Origin of the sequence: Paenibacillus solanacearum (assembly GCF_910593845.1) — a bacterium.
Taxonomy (GTDB): domain Bacteria; phylum Bacillota; class Bacilli; order Paenibacillales; family NBRC-103111; genus Paenibacillus_G; species Paenibacillus_G solanacearum.
Map to the genome: position 1 here is coordinate 78,264 of NZ_CAJVAS010000004.1, position 17,085 is coordinate 95,348.

The 17,085-nt window shown below is 48.4% G+C and carries 11 protein-coding genes and 1 other annotated feature; of the genes, 1 reads left to right on the forward strand and 10 read right to left on the reverse strand.

The window, feature by feature from the left end; all coding sequences use genetic code 11:
- Window positions 1-313 precede the first annotated feature (313 nt).
- The 8 genes from KXG62_RS06355 to KXG62_RS06390 form a co-directional block, all read right to left on the reverse strand.
- Window positions 314-2,569: a family 43 glycosylhydrolase gene (locus KXG62_RS06355; RefSeq protein ID WP_246627337.1), complete on the reverse strand. Its 2,256-nt coding sequence runs from the start codon at window positions 2,567-2,569 to the stop codon at window positions 314-316.
- 105 nt (window positions 2,570-2,674) lie between these two features.
- Entirely contained in the window at window positions 2,675-3,604 is a 930-nt protein-coding gene (locus KXG62_RS06360) for an ArsR/SmtB family transcription factor (protein ID WP_218091101.1), read from the reverse strand.
- A gap of 111 nt (window positions 3,605-3,715) precedes the next feature.
- Entirely contained in the window at window positions 3,716-5,032 is a 1,317-nt protein-coding gene (locus KXG62_RS06365) for an ABC transporter substrate-binding protein (protein WP_218091102.1), read from the reverse strand.
- A 36-nt stretch (window positions 5,033-5,068) separates the two neighbouring features.
- A complete protein-coding gene (locus tag KXG62_RS06370; RefSeq protein WP_218091103.1) occupies window positions 5,069-6,547 on the reverse strand; it encodes a LamG-like jellyroll fold domain-containing protein in 1,479 nt (492 codons plus the stop codon).
- 411 nt (window positions 6,548-6,958) lie between these two features.
- Window positions 6,959-8,278: an ABC transporter substrate-binding protein gene (locus KXG62_RS06375; RefSeq protein ID WP_218091104.1), complete on the reverse strand. Its 1,320-nt coding sequence runs from the start codon at window positions 8,276-8,278 to the stop codon at window positions 6,959-6,961.
- A 447-nt stretch (window positions 8,279-8,725) separates the two neighbouring features.
- Entirely contained in the window at window positions 8,726-9,559 is an 834-nt protein-coding gene (locus KXG62_RS06380) for a glycerophosphodiester phosphodiesterase (RefSeq protein WP_218091105.1), read from the reverse strand.
- A 975-nt stretch (window positions 9,560-10,534) separates the two neighbouring features.
- Window positions 10,535-11,638, reverse strand: a complete 1,104-nt coding sequence (locus KXG62_RS06385) for a Gfo/Idh/MocA family protein (RefSeq protein ID WP_218091106.1) — start codon at window positions 11,636-11,638, stop codon at window positions 10,535-10,537.
- 15 nt (window positions 11,639-11,653) lie between these two features.
- Window positions 11,654-12,511, reverse strand: a complete 858-nt coding sequence (locus KXG62_RS06390; protein ID WP_218091107.1) for a sugar phosphate isomerase/epimerase family protein — start codon at window positions 12,509-12,511, stop codon at window positions 11,654-11,656.
- A gap of 166 nt (window positions 12,512-12,677) precedes the next feature.
- On the opposite strand from KXG62_RS06390, the gene KXG62_RS06395 reads away from it, so the two are divergent.
- A complete protein-coding gene (locus tag KXG62_RS06395) occupies window positions 12,678-13,514 on the forward strand; it encodes a helix-turn-helix domain-containing protein (protein ID WP_218091108.1) in 837 nt (278 codons plus the stop codon).
- 169 nt (window positions 13,515-13,683) lie between these two features.
- On the opposite strand, the gene metG is transcribed toward KXG62_RS06395, so the two are convergent.
- Window positions 13,684-15,342, reverse strand: a complete 1,659-nt coding sequence (gene metG / locus KXG62_RS06400) for a methionine--tRNA ligase (protein ID WP_218091109.1) — start codon at window positions 15,340-15,342, stop codon at window positions 13,684-13,686.
- 73 nt (window positions 15,343-15,415) lie between these two features.
- Window positions 15,416-15,679 (reverse strand) — a binding site (T-box leader).
- Window positions 15,680-15,783: 104 nt separating this feature from the next.
- Window positions 15,784-17,076: an MFS transporter gene (locus tag KXG62_RS06405; RefSeq protein ID WP_246627319.1), complete on the reverse strand. Its 1,293-nt coding sequence runs from the start codon at window positions 17,074-17,076 to the stop codon at window positions 15,784-15,786.
- Window positions 17,077-17,085 lie beyond the last annotated feature (9 nt).

Below are 17,085 nucleotides of genomic sequence, written 5' to 3' on the forward strand. Positions count from 1 at the left end.
TTGCGCATCGTTGACTGAAATCGGCGTAACATCCATCGCAGCCTCCTCTCTTGAATTCGTCGAACTTCGGACGAGGCGGCTTCATGTATGCGCTTTCCAAAGCGCTCGCAGCTTTCGTCTCCTCATGCCATTGTACCAGCATTTGGCTCCGGGATATAGATATAATTTAAACGTTTATATCGCGATCACATAACCTCATAAGTTTGCCGATTGGACATGCATATGCTTCCGAATGAATGTGGCAAACTTAGGCTTCCCAAGACAAAAAGCCCTGGTATAACAAGGGCTTTTTGGATCCTTCCATCGCTTCGTCTCAGCTTTGCTTCATTGCCGTAACCGTCAGCGGCGAGACGGTCCAATCCGCGGATTCGCCCCGCAGACCGACCCGGCCAAGCAGAAACGCATTCGGGTCGGTCCACCTAAGGATGGGCTCGCTGCTGCCGCCTTCGAAAACCGCAATCGAAGCGCCCTTCAGCTTCACGGTTACCCGGCGGGTCTGGCCGGGTGCAAAGGCTAGAAGAGCGGAAGCCTTTTCTGCCGAATGCTCGTAGCTTACTCTCGTCAGAATTATTTTTCCGCCCTCGAACGCAAGGGCGTAGCCCATAAATGCGTCCTTAACCTGATGCCGGAAATTAGATTCATTCGACGTCCGCAGCAGCACCCCGATCTCATCCTTCGCCGCTTCATGAAGCGTCACATCAAAGCTTACGGTATAATCCGCCCAACCGGTATCGCCGCCGAACCGATGGACCGTGCCGACGGCCGACGGCTCGATGACCGACGACTCCGGCACAGGAGCCGCCACACTCGCTTCCACATACCGCAGGGCGATCTCGCCTTGCAAAAGCCGTAATGACAGCCGCTGCGGGCCTTTCTTCATCTCGAACATGCCGAGCGGTACTTTGGTCCATTCCGCTTGGTCGGCGAATAACGAAGCATCCAGCTTGATTTCCTTCGTCGCTCCATCGGTTTCGATCGTAAGCAGAGATCCTATAGATGTAGTGGCGACGTTAAGCGACAGCAAGTAAGTGCCGTCTTGACGAACGTTCAGCGGGTAAGTCAGACCGTCACCCTTATTCGCCAGAACGATGGCATCGCTGCCGTCGGGCGTTATGCCTGAACGAATGTCCGCCTCCCCTTCTGGAACGCCGTGAACGCCCTCCATCGTACCGGGCAGCGGTTGGATCGCGTTCCGGTCACTGCTGCCTCCTGCCTCATTCGAGAAGGCGGTGTAGTGCAGGATCGGCTGTGTCCCCTGCGGCCACGCATAGCCGATGCGTCCCGGTCTGGCAGTCAGTGCCGCTTGCCGGGTCTTAAGCAGACCATCCCAGAAGAGCGTCGTGCCGGCGCTATCCGACTCGATGCGAATTGTATGAAGCTTCGTCAGATCGGTGCCCTCCGGGAGTGGCTTCTCGGCCATCACCGTTTCGACGCCTTTCAAGCAATCGATCAGCAGAAGGGTCATCATTGCCTCATCCACGCGGACAGCACGGTAGTTGTCGGAATCTGCATAAGCAAATACGGCATCCAGCGAAGAAGACGAACTGTCGGTTAGCATACCGCCCCATCGGAAGTTGTACTCCGCCGTGTAGCGGCTGCCCGTGCTTATTCGGCTAAGCCGCGCTTCGCCATCGGCTCGGACGGTTCGCTCCCAGTTGTCATCGCTCGGCTCCACGCCCGGCGTATCTTGGAAGTCCGGCAGTCCGGGCGCTTCCTGCGGTGTCCCATGCGTCGGGCCGAGAACAGACATCTTGTCTCCGTTGAATGCAAGACGATCCAGATTCATCCTTCGGACAGGCGGCCCTTCCGCAGAACGCCCGATCAAGTTATGGTAAACGATGTAATACGAATCCAGATCCGGTCCCATGACCGTCGCGCTGTGGCCAAGACCATTGAAATCGTCCGCGGTGGAGATCAGAATCGGGTTGTTCTCTGGTATGGTATATGTACCTGTCGGCGAATCGCGGTTCACCCCGTAATTGACCCGATAGCCCTTACTGAACACATGATTGCCCGTGTAGGTCAGAAAAAAGCGTCCGTTTCGCTTGATGATCATGGACCCTTCCGTCCAATGCCCCAGTGTTGCGTTCAACTGCTTGCCCTCTCCAATCGTGAACGGATCGGTCATCGGACTTGCCATAATGCCCCCGAATTTGGCGTGTGTAAAATACCATTTCTCGTCGTCATCGATAAAGACGGAGCCGTCGATCGTCAGGCCCAGATTGTCCGTCTTCACCGCGAACGGTCCCGTCGGCTTGTCGCTTTGCAAGACGTAATGGCCTTTGCCCGCCGGAGACGTGTACATATAGAACGACCCGTTCCAATAAACCACCTCCGGCGCGTAGGCGCTTGCACTGACAGGCTCCTCGGTAACCAGACCTTCGTAGTACCATTTCACCAAATCGTCGGAGCTCCAAGCTTTAATCCCGATTCTTCGATCCTTTGTGCTGCAATAAAGATAATATTTGCCGTCGTAACGGAGAATGAATGGATCGCCAATCCCGTAATCCTCCCATTCCTGATCCAATACGAACGGATTCTCATATGTCCCATGCAGGGCCACCGTCATTTGGTCCACTCCTTTCTTCTCCCAAAAACTCGATTCATGCATGCTGTAAACGGATTCATAAGCGCGGTTGGCAAAGGGGCTTGGCCGGCAAGCCCCGCAATAACATTATGAACTTCTTGGCTTGTAGTCCATTCGCAGCAATATGTCCTGGTCGTAGTTTCCGAACTTGTGGCCGAACAAATTGATACCACCTTGATTCGCGGCGTTGGGCTTAATGCCGACCCTTACCTTGAAGGAGTGGCTGCCTTCAATTCCCAATTCGTTTACCTTCAAATTCGATACGCTTGTGCCGTCGATGAAGGAGCCTTCCTCGGTTACTTTCCATTTCTTCAGCATCCCGAATTGCGAGTCCTGCGTCTCCCACCAGGCTGGAGTCAGGTGCCCCCGCTCCCCGCCGAAATCCCCCGGACTCATCCACGTCCCGATCTCCATCCCGTTGATCCATACCGTAATATCCGACGGCCAGTTCGGATTGTTCAGCGGGGCCTCGGAGCATAGTTCCATAGACAGCTCAATTCCAGTCAGCCCGCAGTCATACGGAAGCCGGTTCGGAAACATGTATTCGACATAACCTTGCCTGAACCAGAGCAGTTGAGCATTCACCTTGTCCGGTTCATAAAAACTGCGCGGATCGTCGAAGAAGCCGATAATGCCGGTTTCCGAGGCTAACCCGCAGGTCGGGCGAATGCCGCAATCGACATAGTGGCCGATCGGCATGCTGATATGGCAATAATTCGTATCCCCCGCCTCCGGAATGGCGCCAAGGTGTATGACCAGCCGATCGTAATGAGCGGAGCATAGTTTTTGCGCCCCTCGGAGGCCGGGAACCAATTCCGTCCGGATCAATTTGGCATCCTCCAGCTTTTTGATATTCACGGTAGCGGTAGACGGCGGCAAATTGAACATTTCGGCAATTTCGTTGACATTGACTTTTCTTTTCTGTATTTCCTTGAATATGTCGATCCTGATTTCAGAAGATAGCGCTTTCGCGATTTCCAGCAATTCATCGACCGTGATAGACAATACACGTGACATCTGTTCAGATCCTCTCAGTGCGGGCAATTTAGTTCATCATTTTACGTTTAAATTCATTTTATCATAAGCCCTTCCATCAGTCGACTGAACAGATGTATCCGTTTATGGGTCCTATTTTTCTCCCAGCTTCATATTAGCGATATTTTTGTCCGCCTCTTCCTTCGCTGTTCTTAAAGCGGTGTTGATATCCGTTTTCCCCTCAAATACGGAAACGAAAGCTTTCCGGATGGCTGCGTCCACCGAACCGTTATACTTCGATTGCGGGATCAGCGTAGTTGGCTCGCTTTTGAAAATGCCTTTAATATTTTTCCCTTTGGCGAATTCCTGATCGGCGGCAAACTGATCCATAATCTGGGTGTTTTTCAACACCGTCAGCTTCCCGTTGCGCGTGGCGAGCGTCTGAACCTCTTCGGATAGTGCAATCTTGAGCACCTCAACCGCGGCATCGATGTTCTTACTCGTTCTGCTGACAAGGAATTGATGATAGTCAGCCTGAAGATACTTATTCGGCGCTTCCGGATGAGATGGAAGCTGAACGACATCCCAGTCCAATCCTTTCGCTTGCGGCAGGAAACTGAACATGCCGATGGAATAATAGGCAGCCATGGCAATATTCTGGTCCTTAATAAAGGCATTGATCGTATCGAGTCCCACGACTTTCGGTTTGTTGTTGGGAATATCGTAGATCTTCATCGCTCTATCGAAAACCGATTTCCAAACGTCCGGAACGAGAGCCTGCTGCGTGTTCTTGTCTACCATTGGGATCGAAAGCGGTGATGCAAATGTCGTTATTCCACCATGCGTGACATAGAGTCCGAGATAGTTGACTCCGTCTTCCACTCGGGAAACTTTCCTAGCCAATTCGGTCGCTTGATCCCAGGTCATTCCGTCCGTCGGATACGGAACGCCGAATTTATCGAAGATACCTTTGTTGTACCAAAGGGCGAAAGCGTTCTGTGTAAACGGAAGCCCGTAAATCTCACCCTTGTCGCCAAGCTGCTTGATCGAATCCATAATGTTCGGATTTATTTTCGAGATGTCGATATCGTGCTTCTTGAAGTGCTCCCTCAGATCGAGCGGAATTTGCTTATCGACCCTATCACTTTGCGGCGGCCCTCCGTATATCAAATCGGGGATATTGCCTGCGGCTATCAGGTCGTTCAACGTTTGACCCGGTCCAGGCCTCAAAATTTCGAACGAAATTTGGGGATACTTCTTTTGCACCGTTTCCGTAAAATACTTCTTCCATTCATCGTCGGTCATTCCCGGTATTTCGATTAATACGCTCAAGGTTACCGGGTCCTTGATAACAAAAGCTTCCTTCGGTTTATCCCCCGGCGCGTCTCCCGCTTTCTTTCCGGAAGAAGTGCATCCCGCCGATACCACCATAAGCGCGGAACATAGAACGGCCAACCATTTCTTTTTCATTTTGTACACCTTCCCCTTTTTGTTTGAATACTCAAGTTATTTATCCGAATGATGGAAAAAGTAACGCACATCCGCACCCTGCAGCGGTGTATTGTAAATGGCAATTTCGTCCATCAAACCTTCAAAATGTGCTCCATCTCCTTGGTCCCCGAATGCATCTTCGGAGAAACGTTGCCCCAAACCTCCAAGACCCTCATGAGCACCAACCTTCTTAAAGCTTGCTGTCGTTTGATTTACTAATCTTCCATCGATATACAGCCTGAAATTTCCCTCAGCAAAAACAACTGTCACATGGCGCCATGAGCCGGCTTTCTTCAGCTCGGCAGATACAGTCGCCCGCACGCCTCCTTCCGTCACAACCGCTTTTACCTGTCCATCCTCCAGCTTGATGGCAAGACCACTGTTCACCCCCCCTTCGTCGTATAATAATTGTGTTTTTCGTGTTCCCTTCGGGTTGATTCGCAGAGATACCGTTCGGAGTGCGAACGGATCGCGCATAGAGCCTATTAACGTGTTTTGGGCCGAAAAAGGAATCCCGTCCTGCTTTCCGTCGAATTGCAGCGGTTCGGCTTCGCCCATAGCAATAGGATAACGGGCCACCATGGAAAAACGCCGCATTAATTGCATTAATTCCTCTTCAGAAATAGGAAAAAAAGTGGCGTGCCGGGCTTGATAAGGAATACGGAATGAATCCTTCGGCAGCTCCGGCGACCAGCGAACCAGATCGCTCGATTCTTTCATGCCGTATTTGCCGCCGGCCCAATAATCGTAATAGAGATACCATTTTTGCTGCCCTGCCATTTGCAATGTTTCTGTCGCCTCTGTCCCATAGGGAGTATTGTGCAGGCTAATATCGCCATACCCGCGATCAAGCTGATTCGATATGGCAAGCCGGTTTCGCATCGGGCGCTCTTTCTCGTCCTTAAAGAACAAGTAGTATTTCTCGTTATAAAAGCTGATGTGCGAGTCGATGACACTATAGCCTGGATCGAATAACAGTTCAGCCGGTGTAAACGTTTCCCAATCTGTGGTGTAAGACTTGTATATCCGGTTATTATCCGCTTTGTCGGACCCGAGGGTGGAGGACCAGTGAATCATATACCGGTTACCAGCAGCGTCCCAATTCCATTCCGGCGCCCATACATTAGTCGAATTGGGGAAGCTCTCCATGACAGCCAATGCTTTAGGGTTTGTAAACGTTATCAAATCTTTCGATCTGGCGTATCCGAACTGTTTGCCCCGCTGCTCCGGCGCGGTTCCCGCAGCCGAATTCATCGTATACACCAAATGATACGTACCGTCAGGCCCTTTACTAATGAAAGGATCGCGAATAACGCCAGCCCCGACGGGAGTTTTCCAGACCGCTTTATTGTCGTTCAGTTCGTACCAATGAAGTCCGTCGCGGCTGAAAGCGTAATGCAGCGTCAAGTCCATTTGCGTTTGATTCAGCCCCGAACGAAAGTATGCCATCAAATATGCAGGGCTTCTTTCATTTTCATTGCTTTGTACCTGCACGGCATTCCGGCTGCCGTTGTAGATGCTAAAACACCATACGATAACAACGATAACGAAAAGAGGCAAAGCAAATCGCAGCCATCTGTGTCTCAACGTTCGACTCCCTCCTATTTCATATGTCATCACCGACATTATAAATCACAATACTTTATATTTACTCGTTAATATTTATAAATTTATAAACTAATTGACATACAAAAGGGAATGGACAGACTCCACCTAAAAACCGCTTTTCGGCAATCGTCTGTCCCGCCACATAAATGCTGCCGGAATCGACTAAAAAAACCATTGATTATTGTTAATTTAATTGTATTTTACATGAACCATTATGGATTTAAAAGGTCCTGTTAGAAAAAAAATCAAGGAATTCCTCGCCTCAAAAACCTTCACACACGCCGAGGGAGAAAGTCCCTACTGCTTCATCAGTTCCGCAATCTTCTTGTCCGCCGCTTCCTGCGTTTCTCGGAGTACCGTGTTAATGTCCTTTTTGTTGAGCGCCATCTGGGCCCGCATGTTACGGATCAGATTTTGTACTTCCTTGTCATATATATTGGGTGTCGGCGTCGGCGTAGGCGCGTATTTGGTAATGGCCGCTAAATTTTTGTCTTTCAGCAAAGGACTCTCCGTACCGAATGCTTTTACGATTTCCGGGTCATTCAGGACGGGAATCCGAAAAAACTTACTCATCAGCATTTGCGACTCTTGGGAGGTAATCATCTGGATCACTTGCATCGCTTGCTCCTTATGCTCGCTTCTTTTCGTAATGACCAGCATATCCGACAGCGCATGCCGTCCCTTCCCTTTTTTATCTTCGAAGGTCGGGTTCGTTACCAAATCCCAGCTCGGAGCGCCGCCTTTTTCCTCAGCTTCGAGAAGTTGACTGAGTATTTTCAAAACCCAATCCGCCTGCATGGCCAATCTTTTATCCTTAATGAACACATCTTCAGCATATGCGTACGATTTCCCTGAAACGATGCCGGGAATGTCGTAATGCGCCTGGAACAGCTCGAGAATTTTCCTGTACAGCGGAATATCGACAAGCGCTTTATTCGTCTTCGGATCGACGAACGGCTGCGTATACGGGCTAATAATATGGTCGGGGAAGCGCGGATCCCAGCCGATATATTGTACTCCGTCCGCCATTCTTGTCAATTTGCGGGACAATTCCAGCACATCGCTCCAGAGCATGTCGTCTTTCGGGTAAGCAACGCCGAACTTATCGAAAATATCTTTATTGTAGAATAACGCACCTGCATTTCGGGTCACCGGAATGCCCTGCAGCTCTTTCCCATTCGGATCTAGATTCCGAATGGCTTGAACCGTTTCTGGAACAAACTTGTTCAGGTCAAGCTTGGATTTTGCGACTAACTCGGTTAAGTCCGCTGGAAGATCCAGGATCCTCAGCGGCATATGCCAGTCATTATCCGAAAAAATGAGATCGGGCATTTCTCCGCCCAAAACCAGCTTTTCCAAATTCCCTTCCAGTTTTTCCAGCGTAATGTGCGGGTATTTCTTTTTAAGAGGTTCCACAAAGAACATATTGTACTCAACAGGCGAGAGTCTCGTTACATTCACATAAAACTTTAAAGTGACGGGCTCCGCAGATACTTTAAATTCCGTTTCATCAGATTTCCCCGGATCGGCAGCCGGCTTATTGGCGGAGGCACAACCCGTCAACGCCATAATGGACACCATAGCTAGCATAGAAATCTTTTTCAGCGATCTACTCATTTTCCATTCTCTCCTTCAACGATTGTGATAAGGATTTCAAATTCGATTGCTCTTGTCACGGTCCGTCGCAAATTCCGGACATACGAAGTCTATCACCCCCTTTAAGCAAGCCTGTCCTCGGTTTTTAATGCCAGTCTCACATTTCGTATATTTCAGATTACCGATATATACTTTATCTATTTTAGTTAATATTCATCTTTTTATAAAACAATTAACATGAAAAAGCGTATATACCACGATTCTAAGCAAAAATTGCAGATCACACGTTTTTTATTCAGAATATTCTCCATATACTTTAAGTTATTACAATAATATTCAATATTTAGTAAACTAATTGACATATAAAAACGGCTGGACCCAAGCAATCGAAGGACCGGCTACTACACGGTCCTAATCGCATGATGGATACGGCCTAACCAACGACACGGTAATGCATGGAAGGAATGACTACCCATTCTGCTTATCATTGAAATATCGATGTATCGTTTCAACAAACACTTTCGGTTCGTCAACGGCAAATCGTCGGATTCCCATATCCAGAAGCTCGAACATTGAATCCTGATCGAAGTGAAATGGCAATACTTCCAGTTCTAACCCGGCTTCGTTCAAATGCTTAAGTCCCTCACGCAAAAAATCACGCTGCAGCCTATATCTCCATTCTTCTTTCGTTGGGGCATCCACCAAATGAAATTGAACGATGTCAAGGGAGTCGAATCCGGTTGCAAGCGTCTCTTGAAATTTAAAGTCAACCTCTTTATCGGATATCCATTGCATCGTACGCACCTCGGGCGCTAACCGTTTAACCGTCTTGCAATTCTCATGATTGGAGTGGCAAAAAATAATTTGTCGCCCTACTCCATATTCCTTAATGAGCGATGCCATTTTCTCCAAGTCAACCTTTTTGAAATCCAGATAAAGTTCACGCTCAGGGTATTGAGCTAACTCGGTGAGGATATGTGCAAGTGCGGGGACCTTCTCCCCCCTGTACTGTTCACTGAATTTGATCCCTGCATCCCATTCTTGAACTTGAGCAAACGTACATTCCGAAATCAGTCGATCCTGTTCCGATTCCGGTGCGTTTGTTGTTCGCTTCGGCGTTGCATCATGCATACCGATAATAACACCATCAGCCGTTTGCCTAATATCGAGTTCCGGAATGCCGCCAAGCTCCCAAGCATATCGCATGGCCGCCAATGTGTTCTCAGGCATCTCGGCATTCGTGCTTTGATGGGCTTGCCAATGAACCTTTTGATTTGCCCCATTGCGATCTGTAATTATCATGAAAGTTCGCTCCTCACGTTTCTTTCGACAAAATTTTATCGACTTTTTTCTTAAAGGGTCGACAATTACCTCAGTCCAAGCAACAGGCTTGTATGTATCAACCACAAAGCATCAACATTCTTATGCTCAATCTCACCTCCTGACATACTCAAAAATAAGATAGCGGCTAAACGTATTAGATGCCTTCACATGATGCAACCATTCGTTAAAGATAAGACTCTATTCATTATATTTGCACTCAAACTATCATCTGTCAATATTTAGTTGTTAATTTGTTATTATTCATTTATGTTTATCGTCATTAATTAATTTATTTTAATATTATATTTTCGATTCAAAGTAATTTGCATGTTTAAGTAGGATTCGATCACCAATCAGCATTTTATCTCTTTTCCATCGATCAACAAAAATCAATAAAAATCAAAATACAACATTAATCATTGATGAAACAATTAACAATGGAACTGTGTCGTTCGCAACCATCAAACTGCGATAATGTTTTAACTACTACCATCCGCAGTAAAAGGCTGATTGCTAGTTCAATCAAGCCCCGCAGGACATAAGTTTAGAGTCCATTTTCCATTGGGTTTTGGCAAGAACTTGATCCCATAAAAAACAAAAGCCGCAATTTACGCGGCAAATTAATGAGATAATGTTTTTGTCACCTGACAAATGTATTGTTATATCATTTACACACTTACCAAGCTTTTCAGGAACTCAAGAGGGACATCGAGGCCAACATCCACTTTTACAATAACTAACGATTGCAACAAAACTAAAGGGCCTCAGTCCAATTGAATACAGGACCAAGGCCGCTTAATTGATTTTTAATAAAACCATAACAACGACAATTCAATGAAGTAACGTTTGTGGCATAAATTAATTATTCCCTTAATGTATGATGAGAACATTATCGAAGGGATCTCTAACTCTAAAATCCAAGCCGTATTGGATCAGGTGTCTTACAATGTAGAGTTATTTATCGATCCTTTCTTTGAGCTTTTCATAGTACAAGTCTTCATCTAAGGGAAGATCCACCCAACTGTCCGTCCACGCCGATAAATGCATCGCATTTGAAAGGGTCAAGCCTTTAATCCCCTCGATCCCAGGAGCAATTAGCTTGGTGCCATGTATAATCGCGCCAACCCAGTCCTTCAGGATTCCCGTATGCTGTGTATTTTCACCCGGAGTTGGGATTTCACATTTCCAGCACTCAGGACTTCCAAAACCGCCTTTAAAATCTCGATTAAAATCCCTTTCTGACTCACGCAGTCTCCAAAAAGTCAATTTGTCATCCTCTACCACTATTTTTCCGCGATCACCGGCAATTTCAAATCGATTCGTTCCGGGCGCCTCTCCCGTCGAGGTGACAAACAAACCTGTAGCCCCGTTTTCATACTCTACATAGCCCGTTACATCGTCTTCGACTTCAATATCATGATACTTTCCAAATGACATGAAGGCGCGCACTCTCTTCGGCATTCCACAGGTCCACTGCCACAAATCCAGTTGATGCGGATCTTGATTGAGCAGCACGCCGCCTCCTTCTCCGGACCAGGTGGCCCGCCATCCCGCAGCATCATAGTAGCTTTGAGGCCGGTACCAATTGGTTATAATCCATATCGATCTTTTAAGCTCGCCAAGCTCACCCGAATCGATGAGATCTTTAAGCTTTCGATACACCGGATTTGTTCTCTGGTTGTACATAATGGCGAATACCTTATCGCTTTGTAACGCAACTTCGTTCATCTCTCTTACGGCTTTCGTATAAACTCCCGCGGGTTTTTCGATAAGCGTATGGTAACCAGACCTCAAAGATTGTATAGCTAATCCGGGGTGATCATAATGACGTGTAGCGATTAATACGGCATCAAAAGCTTTGGAGTGAAAGAAGGCATCCACATTATCAAATCGCTTGACATTGCCGCCAAAGTTTTGTCTCACCCACTCCAATCGCTCCGTACTTATATCATATACCGCAGTAAGCTCCGCATGGGGCACCTTCCCTGCGATTATATTATTGGCATGCCCCGTGCCCATTCCCCCAATGCCAATAATCCCTATACGCACTTTTTCCACAGCATTTCCTCCGAGCTAGTTCTCGATTTTGTTTAATATTTTTTTTAACGCCTGGACAGCAATGGCGAAGCTTCTCGCTCCACCTTCGGGTAAATGATAACCAGGTGAATGGGGCTCCAGTTCCGCAAATCCTGTAAATTTCCCCAGATGAGGCTCAAGTGATAAAAATCCTTCATAGCCGCCGCTATGTAATTCTTTTAGAATTTCTTCTACACAACCGTCCCCGTCTCCGGCCGGCACCACGCGATGGCCATTGTAAACCGCATCCTTAATATGTACATACTCGATATGCCCCTTAAGCAATTCGTAGCCATCCGGATAATTTTTCACATCACATTGGACAAAATTTGCAAAGTCAAATATCCCTTTAACATCATTGGAATTCAAGCTTTCAAGGAGATCCTGGCATCTTTCCGGGGTATCCCCATAGATCCCTTTTTCATTCTCATGAAGAAGAATCACTCCGCTTCCTTGCGCTACCTTTACAAACTGCCTCCATCGATCAATTACTTCATCTCGGTATGTTTCCGGTTCTTCTCCCTTTGGGATAAAGAAGCTAAACATTCTTATATACTGACAATCCATGATTTTGGCGATCTCTAAAGTATGCTTGAACAGCTCCAAGTGAAGTTCAAAATCATCATTAATGCCGATCTTGCCTATCGGGGAACCGACAGCCGAAAGCTTAAATCCCCTTGCATCAATCCGGCTCTTAATCCCTCTGACTTCGTCCAGTGTGTAGTGTACAAGATTTTTCCCGTCTACTCCTCTCATTTCAATAAACTTAATCCCATGCTGATCCAATACATCCATCTGCGTCTCTAAATTCGCATCGATTTCATCCGCAAATGCAGACAATATAAATTTGCTCATATGCCGCCATCCTCTCGCGTCTATCATTTGTTCACTAAGTATTTAGAATTTTATAACAACCAAAGCTTTTATTCATTGGATTTGTTGCTTAATATATTGATAATATTGCTTTTTGTACATTGAAGAACTTCAGGACATCCAATAAAATGAATATAGAGGTGGATTTATGGACAACCAAATCTTGCGTTACAATAGCAACCCTTTTTCTTTGGCTCATACGGTAACGGATTCACCGAATGATATTAAGACACACATCCACAACTGTTATGAATTGTTTTATTATATTTCCGGAGATCTTACTTATTATATCGAAGGTCAGGCTTACAAACTTAGTCCAAACGATATGATCTTAACCAATTCAAGAGAGCTGCATCGAATTGTGTTTAACTCCAAGTGCCGTTATGAAAGAAAGTATATACACTTCAAGCCGGAGTACATCTCCTCGTTTCAAACGGATGATTATAATATGCTTTACTATATAGAAAACAGGAAGCTGGGGTATTTTAATAGAATACCCGCCAATGATGTCCTCGAATATAAGATCAATGAACTTTGGGAGCAAATTGAACAAACATCCCTCGAAACCTCTCCGGAAAGCCAGATCATGAGGAAAGCATTTTTTGTCCAACTGCTCATTACGATTAATAAAATCTTTTCCAAATACAATCATTCTCTCGTGGATCGTCACAAGTATGATCACAAAATAGTCGCTATATTAGATTACATTAATAAAAATTTGGATGAAAAAATTTCACTAGATTTGCTGCAGCAGACGTTTTTTGTTAACAAATTTTACTTATGCCACATATTTAAAATGAATACGGGTTTTACCGTAATGGAGTATATAACTTACAAACGAATTATGAGAGCGCTGGAGCTCCTCACGTCCGGAATGACCGCACTAGATGCAGCTCATGCCGTCGGATACGGAGATTATTCAACATTTTATAAAGCCTTTAAACATATTACCGGTGTATCCCCTAAACAGTATTATAGAAAATAAATGTTTCGTCCAACCGTCGTCCTCTGTCAATTTCATGTGTTGCCGCTTAAGTTTCAGGTTCGCCGAAAAAGCCAAAAAGCGACGGAATCAGCTCCATCGCTTGCGTTATCATAATCCGTTATTGCAGTGAAGGACTACGCGGCGGTAGTCTCGTCGATTGCCTTCCTTGTTACGGTTTAATTTCTCCTTCTTTCTCCAGCCGCTCCGTTTCCTCGTCAATCCGGCCGGCGTCGATCCGCTCGAATAAGAGCTCCAGGTTATGAACGGCGCTGCCGACAGCAACTTCCGTCCATTGCCAGCCCGGCTCGCCGAGCGACAGAAACGACCTTATTTTATCGCAGGAGAACGGCAGGAACGGATGAAGCAGCTGCGCTAGATTGGCAATGATCTGCACGCATACGAACAGCGTGTTCGCACAAGCCTCGCGGCCTTGCTTCGCCTGTACCCACGGCTTTTGCTCGTCAAAAAATTTGTTGGCCCGCCGCACATGCGCAAAAATAAGCTCCAGCGCCTCCTTCATATGCCCGCCCTCAATCAGCCCGCCGGCCCTGCCGTACAATTCACTTAAGACGCGCTTCCATTCTTCGTCCACCGTCCCCGCCGGAACGCGGCTCTCGAATGATTTGCCGACAAATGCCAGCGTGCGGTTTACGAAATTGCCGAAGGCGCCGAGCAGCTCGCCGTTGTGGCTGTGGATGAATTCCCTCCACGAGAAATCGGTATCCCGCTTCTCCGGGCCGTTCGCGATCAAGAAGTAGCGGATCGAATCCGGTTCGTACCGGCTCAGCATGTACGGCAGCCACACCGCCCAGTTCCGGCTTGTGGAGAACTTCCTTCCCTCCAGCGTCATGTATTCGCAGGAGACGATCCGGTCGGGCAGATGCCAACCGCCGCCGGCACCAAGCAGCAGCGCAGGCCAGATGAGCGAGTGAAATGGCACGTTATCTTTGCCGTGCACATAGTAAGCGGTTATGTCACTGCCGCCGGCGCCGTCCAGCCAAAACGGCTCCCATTGCCCGCCCGTCTCCGCCGCCCACTGCTTGCTGGCCGACAAATAGCCGCATACCGCTTCGATCCACACATATATTTTTTTATGCTCGAATCCCGGCAGCGGCACGTCGACCCCCCAAGACAAATCGCGCGTAGCCGCCCGGTCGCGCAGCCCTTCCTCCAGATAGCGCTTCGTCAACTGCACGGCATTGTCCCGCCAGCCCTCGGCCCCGCTAGCATACGCCGCCAATTCCTCCTGCAGCCGGGAAAGCGCAAAATAATAATGCTCGGTCGACCGTTCGACCGGGACGCTGCCGCAAATACCGCATGTACGGTCGAGCAAATCCGCCGGATCGAGCAATGTCTGGCAGTCATCACACTGGTCGCCTCGCGCCCGCTTCCCGCATACCGGACATGTTCCTTCCACATACCGGTCCGGCAAAAAGCGCGCGTCCGTCTCGCAATACGTCTGCTGCACCGATTTCGAATACAAATAGCCGTTGCTCAGCAGTGCGCCGAACAGCTCCTGCACAACCTGGTGATGAACATCCTGATCGGTGCGGGTATACAAATCGTATGTGAACCCGAGCTGCCTGAAACATTCGGCGAATTCGCTGTGATAACGCCCTGCGATCTGCCCCGGCTCCACCCCCTCGCGAATCGCCTGCACCGCAACCGGCGTACCGTGACAATCGCTGCCCGACACATACAGAACATGATCTCCTTTGGCCCGAAAGTAGCGGGCCAGCACATCGCCCGGCAGCAGGCTCGCCACCCGTCCGAGATGCAGCGAGCCGTTCGCGTAAGGCCATGCTCCGCCTATAAAAATATATCCCATCCTTACCGCCTCCTTGATCAAATAACCGCTTGGAAAAGCGTTGCAACAACAAAAAAACTCCCATCCCCAACAATATAGGGACGAGAGTTTTGCGCTCACGTGTTACCACCCAATTTCATGCATGCCTTGCGGCATTCACCTCTTCAGGTACGGCGCCTAATCGCGCGATACCCTAGCACGTTAACGGGTGCGGGTTCCGTCGCAGCCTACAACCGGATGAGGTTTCGGTGCGCAGCTCGGAGACCATGTTCCCAAGGGTATTCTTTGCCCCTTTTCACCAAGCGGGGCTCTCTGTAAAAGACGTCGCCAAGGTACTCTTTCTCTTAACAGCTTTTTCCAGCGGATTCAATTTATTGGCAATTATACGACTTTTGAATTCGCGGTGTCAAGTATGTTGGGTTCGAGATTGTCTTCTATTGCCAACTCGGATCAAATATAGAACTACTGCGATAAGGTGCCCAGTTTCGCATTGGAGACCGGATCGGGATCTTTATTCATATTCGCATGAATGTAGAACATCAGCAGCGCCGCAAGGGAAGCCATCGTACCGAAGAAGAATACGGAGGAAATCCCCCACAAGTCGTACGCATGCCCGAACACGAGCGGGCCGATCATGCGGCCCATATTGGCAAAGCCGCCGGCAAGCCCCATATAGAACGGAGAATGAACGCCTGCTTTCTCGGAGAAAAAGGTCGGGATTGCGGGCAGCAGCATCATTTCGCCCAGTGTCGCCAGCACCATGCCGATCGCCAAATACGCATAATTATCGTGGAAAAACAAGATAAACGTAAACGCCGTCACGGTAAACAACGCGCTGACGAGCATTTGCCAGACGATTTCTTTGGCAAACCGCCGTTTAATCCAACTTGTGAACGGCTGTCCGGCCAGAATGACGATGCCGTTGATTGTCCAGAGCAAGCTGTAATATTTGAGATCCAGCCCCTTCTCGTCAATGTAAGGCGCTACCCCGTTCGCCCATTGGGTGAATGACAGCCAGAAAAACATCGAGCCGACCGAGACGAACAAGTACAGCCGCACATTCCGCAGCAGCTGCCAGCGGTTCATTGGCACATGAACGGGATGCCGGCTTCCGTTTCCCGAGGCCGCACCGTTGCCGCCATCCGCCTCCTCTTCGCCTGCCGTCCGCGTATCGACTTCTTTCATAAACACGAGCAAAAACAAAGTAAACAGCAGCGTCGACGAAGCTGTTAGCAAATAGGTCAGCGAGAATGAGATCGAAGCGACGAAGCCGCCGACCATCGCGCCGATCGACAGGCCGACGTTATTGCATACGTACATCACATTGTACAGCTTGCGCCGATGCGCCTTCCACCGGAAGCCGACATAAGCGTTCATCGACGGCATACTGATGCCGTTAGCGAAGCCGAGCAGACAGACCAGCATCAAGTAAATTGGCCACTGCTGCGTGAACGCGATGGCGAACATCACACAGGAAGAGACGAAGAACGAACCGGTAATCATCCGTTTGGGGCCGATGCGGTAATATAAATTGCCGCCGGTAATTTCCCCAAGAATGCCGCACAGCGCCTGATACAAAATGACAAGGCCCGCTTCGCCGTAAGACTTGCCCATCACGTTATGCACGTACAGCGTCGTAAGCGGCCACATGACCGCTTTACCGGTCGAATTGACGAAACTGGCCGCCAGGAAGAACAGCGCGTCGCGGGGCAAGGAGCGAAACAGCGGGAGAGCAGATAGAGAGAGACGATTCACGTTAATCAC

Bases quoted from the DNA above. Each gene is read 5' to 3' on its own strand.
- KXG62_RS06355 (WP_246627337.1), bottom strand. From the start codon at position 2,569: ATGACGGTGGCCCTGCATGGGACATATGAGAATCCGTTCGTATTGGAT.
- KXG62_RS06360 (WP_218091101.1), bottom strand. From the start codon at position 3,604: ATGTCACGTGTATTGTCTATCACGGTCGATGAATTGCTGGAAATCGCG.
- KXG62_RS06365 (WP_218091102.1), bottom strand. From the start codon at position 5,032: ATGAAAAAGAAATGGTTGGCCGTTCTATGTTCCGCGCTTATGGTGGTA.
- KXG62_RS06375 (WP_218091104.1), bottom strand. From the start codon at position 8,278: ATGAGTAGATCGCTGAAAAAGATTTCTATGCTAGCTATGGTGTCCATT.
- KXG62_RS06380 (WP_218091105.1), bottom strand. From the start codon at position 9,559: ATGATAATTACAGATCGCAATGGGGCAAATCAAAAGGTTCATTGGCAA.
- KXG62_RS06390 (WP_218091107.1), bottom strand. From the start codon at position 12,511: ATGAGCAAATTTATATTGTCTGCATTTGCGGATGAAATCGATGCGAAT.
- KXG62_RS06395 (WP_218091108.1), top strand. From the start codon at position 12,678: ATGGACAACCAAATCTTGCGTTACAATAGCAACCCTTTTTCTTTGGCT.
- metG (WP_218091109.1), bottom strand. From the start codon at position 15,342: ATGGGATATATTTTTATAGGCGGAGCATGGCCTTACGCGAACGGCTCG.